This is a genomic window from Paracoccus sp. FO-3, assembly GCF_006386455.1.
GTDB lineage: Bacteria > Pseudomonadota > Alphaproteobacteria > Rhodobacterales > Rhodobacteraceae > Paracoccus > Paracoccus versutus.
Genome location: NZ_VCBQ01000188.1, coordinates 1 through 4,696, shown reverse-complemented (window position 1 = coordinate 4,696; position 4,696 = coordinate 1). Strand labels below are relative to the sequence as shown.

Annotated in this window: 4 protein-coding genes; 2 read left to right on the top strand and 2 right to left on the bottom strand. The window is 62.6% G+C overall.

Translation table 11 applies throughout. From position 1 onward, the window contains the following. A partial coding sequence (locus FE811_RS28030; RefSeq protein WP_219848962.1) for a hypothetical protein occupies nt 1–335 on the top strand: 335 nt, incomplete at its 5' end. Between the two features lie 690 nt (nt 336–1,025). Here the strand turns inward: FE811_RS28030 and FE811_RS28855 are convergent. Both FE811_RS28855 and FE811_RS28850 read right to left on the bottom strand, forming a co-directional pair. Continuing rightward, nucleotides 1,026–1,454: an aldo/keto reductase gene (locus FE811_RS28855; protein ID WP_370362709.1), complete on the bottom strand. Its 429-nt coding sequence runs from the start codon at nt 1,452–1,454 to the stop codon at nt 1,026–1,028. Nucleotides 1,455–1,578: 124 nt separating this feature from the next. Continuing rightward, nucleotides 1,579–2,031 (bottom strand): aldo/keto reductase, encoded by a 453-nt coding sequence (locus FE811_RS28850; protein WP_370362708.1) that lies wholly within the window; start codon nt 2,029–2,031, stop codon nt 1,579–1,581. A 569-nt stretch (nt 2,032–2,600) separates the two neighbouring features. On the opposite strand from FE811_RS28850, the gene FE811_RS25830 reads away from it, so the two are divergent. Continuing rightward, a complete protein-coding gene (locus FE811_RS25830) occupies nt 2,601–4,427 on the top strand; it encodes a DUF927 domain-containing protein (protein WP_255469852.1) in 1,827 nt (608 codons plus the stop codon). Nucleotides 4,428–4,696 lie beyond the last annotated feature (269 nt).

The window sequence follows — 4,696 nt, the reverse complement described above, 5'->3', positions numbered from 1 at the left end:
CATCCTCCCTGCAGCCGCAGAAAGGGACAAAGGTGGACGACTTTTATGCCGCCCGCAGCAGCACCATGCCGCCGCTAACGTGGACTAATTTCGCACCGCCATTCTCACCCTGCCCATACTTCAATCGTAAAACATCGCGTATCCGGCGCATGTTCAGTCGTCCTGTCGGCATTCTGCGTTCTCCTGAAATCAGGAGCGCAGCTTTATCCTCTCAAGATCGACCAGACCTGACCGCCATCGCACGAAACGGCTGCCCGCAATCATCTGAAATCACTGCCCGCCATCACGCGAAACACGCATGTTGTTTTCCTGATAACATGGCGAAACGCTCCTAGCCCAATATTATCGAGCTTTGTAAAATGGTTCTGTTCAGCCTGTGAGGCCCGCGACGCGGGGAAATGCTTGAAAAGGGCATAACCAAATACCATCCCGCTTGGGTGGCTGTGAGCAGATAACCGGTTTTATTCCGATACCGAATGATGCCGGAGAACCTGTTTGCGGCGGCTCGGAAACCACCACAATAAATGTCTGCCCCCCTGGGTGCAGCGCCTTCCGGACTATCCGCCCTCGATCCTCTGCCGGTCGAGGCGATAGACCCCTCGCCCGGTCCGGATCGACACAGCGGGGAAGACGATACTGATACGACCTCTGCTCACCACCGGGAACCAGCAGACCTGCATCACTCAGAAGTTTCACCGCCAGACCGTCCGGCATGCCGGAGGCGATTTCGGTCCGGGAGGCATCGCTGCCGAGGTAGATCCAGCGCGGATCGCACCAGCCGATGGCATAGGGATCCGGCTCGGCGCCGGACGGACAGAGGCGGTGGCGGTGGCGGTTGGATACACTCAGCCGGGAATGATCGGCCATGGCGAGCCGTTGGCGTGGTGTTTCGCCGACGCTATCACTTCTCCGACCCAGTTTCCCTGTTCTTCTCCACCGGAGATCGATCCGCTCTTTAAAGCATGATGAGGGCAGGTTTCGTTGACATGGCCCATCCGCTCTGGGTAGCCATTTAGCCGGACGTTTCAGCAATAGCGTTCCGGCCCATACCACTGTTCGTCGGAATAGCGGTCGCCGCAGGCCCATCCGACCGGCAGCACCGCGTCGATCCGGTCCAGATCCGATTGCGACAGGTTCAGCTCTGCCCCGGCCACGCATTCGCGCAGATGCGCGACCGACCGGGTGCCCGGGATCGGGATCACATGCGGCCCCCGTGTCAATAGCCAGGAATTGGCCAGTGCTGCAGCGCTGGTTCCCATCTCGGCCGCGAGGTCCCGGAACCCCTGCATGATCCGTAAGTTCTCGGTCAGGTTCGGTTCTGTGAAGCGCGGGTTCGCCCGCATGAAGGGCAGGTTTGCCAGCCGTTCGCGCGGGATCGGGTTGTCGGTCAGCAGTGAACGCCCGACGGGCGAAAAGGCCACCATGGCCACGCCCAGTTCCGCACAGGCCTGCACCAGCCCCAGATCCGGTGCCCGGGTCGAGAGCGAATATTCCTACTGCACCGCCGCCCCCGAAAAGGCGGTCATCGCCTGCCTCAGCGTCGACGGCGCGATCTCTGAAAGCCCGATCGCCAAGGCCTTACCTTTCTCGACCAGCTGTCCAAGATTGCCCGCCAGTTCCTCGGGCGGGAAGCGCGGCGGCGCGGCGGTGGGCATAGAACAGATCCACGCAGTCCAGTTCCAGCCGCTTCAGCGACTTGTCCAGCTCGGCCTCAAGATACGCAGCGGAATTGTCAAAGATCCGCTTGCCCTCGGCATCGGTCCTGATCGTCGCCTTGGTCGCGATCACGAAGTCGTCCCGCGCGCCTGGATTGGCCTTCAGATAGCTGCCGATCGCGTTTTCCGACTTGCCCATCCCATAGATATTGGCGGTATCCAGATAGGTGACACCCAGGTCCCGGCAGGCGTCGAGGATGGCATGGCTCTCGGCCTCGTTCGTGGGGCCATACATGTCCGAGAAGGACATCGCCCCATAGCCGATCGCGCTGACCTTTGGCCCGTTTTTCCCAAGCTTGCGTCGTTCCATGGTCATCACTCGATCTTCGGCCGTCCTGTTCGGGCGGCAGGTTAGAGATCGCGGGCCTTGGTTTTCAACCGCAATATGTGTTTCGTCGCCAGATCGCCAAGTCACTCCTGCGGGGCATCCCGCCACGGCAATCCGTCGCCGCAAGCATGCCGTTGCGCAGGCGCGCGATCATGGGGCGCAGAGCCTCCGTCACCAAACTGTTGCACCAATGCCGGCAAGAACTGGCCATGATGATTCCGGGCAGCATGCTGGAGAGTATCGGCAAAAACATGGCTTCAGCCATCTCACTTGGACAGTCGGACAGTTGGACGGTTGCTGCGTGCCGTGACCGAAACCACGGTATTTTCGCGATCTCATCCGTCCGCCTGCCCAACTGTCCAACTGCCCAACTGTCCAACTGTCCAACTGTCCAACTGTCCAACTGTCCAACATATTCCGTCCTCTCCAAACCCGATCCATCCCTGATCAGCGCGCGCCCTGTGTCGATTTTTGTGGATTACGCACAGCATCCCGCTGACAGGGCCCGCCCGATCCGTCACAATCGAGCCATCCCTTCCCATTGCCGGAGACGTCCCATGACCTCGCGCAATTCCGCGCCCGACCCCGCATGCCTTGTTGCTGCCGATCCTGAGAACGACGAGAACCGCGGCTACCGCTGGAGCGAAGAAGAGCATGTCCGGACCGATATCACCGGCCTGCCGGCCGGCTATCTCTATGACGATCAGGCGAGGATGATCTGCCTCATGAAGTCCCGTGGCCTCCAGCCGCTCTGCGGTCCGTTGCGTGTTGCCATGAGCCTGACCAATCAGCAGGAAAACGCCTCGGCCATCTTGATCGAGTTCTTCACTGCCGGCGGCGCCCTCCGCCAGACGGTGATCACCGCCACGCAACTGATGTCCGCTCCCGGACCAGTGGCCGCCCATCTCGCAGAACTGGGTCTGATGATCCCCGGCAGCCCGGCGCAACTGGTGCATCTTCTGCGGCAGTGGGTGCCTGAGAGACATGGGCTGCTGGCCGAGCAGCCGGGCTGGATCCATGCCGAGGGGCAGATCGGCTATGTGACCCCGCAAGGCAGGATCTTCAGCTGTGATCAATGCACAGAAGACCGACCCATCATCGCGCGCGGCGGCGAGACGGCTGTCGATCAGGCGGGATCGTTCCAACGCTGGTATGATGGTCTCGCCCGCCTCGCCCGCCACAACCCCCTGCTCATCTTCGCGATCTGCGTCGCGCTTGCCGCGCCGTTGCTCGCCCTTCTTGGTCTCGCAGGGGGCGGCTTTGGCATCTTCGGCCGGACGAGCTCGGGGAAGACCACGGTCCTCCACGTCGCGCGCAGCGTTTACGGCGCACCCTGGAAACTGATGAGCTGGCATGCCAGCACAACCGCTTTCGAGACCGCGGCACATCGCGCCCGGGACGGGTTGCTGGCGATCGACGAAATCCCGACGCGGGAGTCCACCGTGGCCCGCGAACTCACCTCTGTCCTCTATATGCTCGCGAATGGGGTCGGCAAGAAGCGCAGCAACGTCTCACTCGACGATCTGGACCCGCTGGCCTGGCAGACGATGATCCTGACGACCGCCGAAGCCCCGCTGCCCGAGATTTACACACAGTCCCGGTTGACCATCCCGGAGGGCTTGACCACCCGCCTCGCCGATATCCCCGCCACGTCCTGGCAGTGGGGCGGTTTTGCGTATCTGCACGAATACCCGGACCCTGCCGCCTTCGCGGATGCCCTGAAGGCGGAATGTGGTCAGCATCATGGTCATGCCGGTCCGCGCTTTATCGAGCGGCTGGTGGCGGAGCAGGCCAGGTCCGGCACGGGTCGCCTGAAGACTCTCTACAATGCGGTGCTCGCCGACATCCTGAAACGGCTTTCGGCAAGCTGTTCCCAATCGCCCGACGGGCCGGAACGGCGGGTCATCGGGCGATTTGCGGCCGTCTCCGTGGCGGGCCAGCTCGCCTGTCACTGGCGGATCGTGCCCTGGCAAGCGCAAGAGGTCCGGACCGCGATCGTGGAACTCGCCAGCCTGTGGCTCGAGCAGCGCCGCGCGCTGATGCCCCCGCCCCAGACCAGGATTTCCGAACGGCTGATGACCTACTTCGCGGAACATCAGGACAGCTTTGCCGATGTCGATTCCGGTGAGACCTTCTCCGTCCACGCCCATGCGGGCTGGCATGATGCCGAGCGCCTGGCGATTTCCTCCGAGGTATTCGCCGAGATCGTGCATCCCACCCTGCCCCGGACTGCGGCACGGCAATTACTCCAGCTCGGGATTCTGATCGTCGGCGGTGAGGCCCGGTCGCTGCAGCAGCGCAGATCGCCCCGGATCGACCCTTTGCGGGGGCGGGAATATTGGCTGTCGAAGGCCGGGCTCGCAGGGAACAGTCCGACGATCTGACAGCTGACCCTAGGCGCCGCCGCTTGCCGACGGACGGGTGGCGACAGCCTTCTCGTCCGTCCTCTGGGCCGCCGCAGCCCCGAACCACCGACCGGCCATCACTCCCCATGAAAGGGTTGGAGCACCGGTCGTCTAAAGAAAGCCCTCTCCCCGGTCCTGACGCGCCGGAGAGGCCCGGACAAGGTCGGCAGACAAGTTTCGTATTGAGAAGGTCTCGGCCAATCGTCGGGGTCACACTGGGCGTGAGAATGGCGGTGCGAAATTAGTCC

Bases quoted from the DNA above. Each gene is read 5' to 3' on its own strand.
- FE811_RS25830 (WP_255469852.1), top strand. From the start codon at position 2,601: ATGACCTCGCGCAATTCCGCGCCCGACCCCGCATGCCTTGTTGCTGCC.
- FE811_RS28850 (WP_370362708.1), bottom strand. From the start codon at position 2,031: ATGACCATGGAACGACGCAAGCTTGGGAAAAACGGGCCAAAGGTCAGC.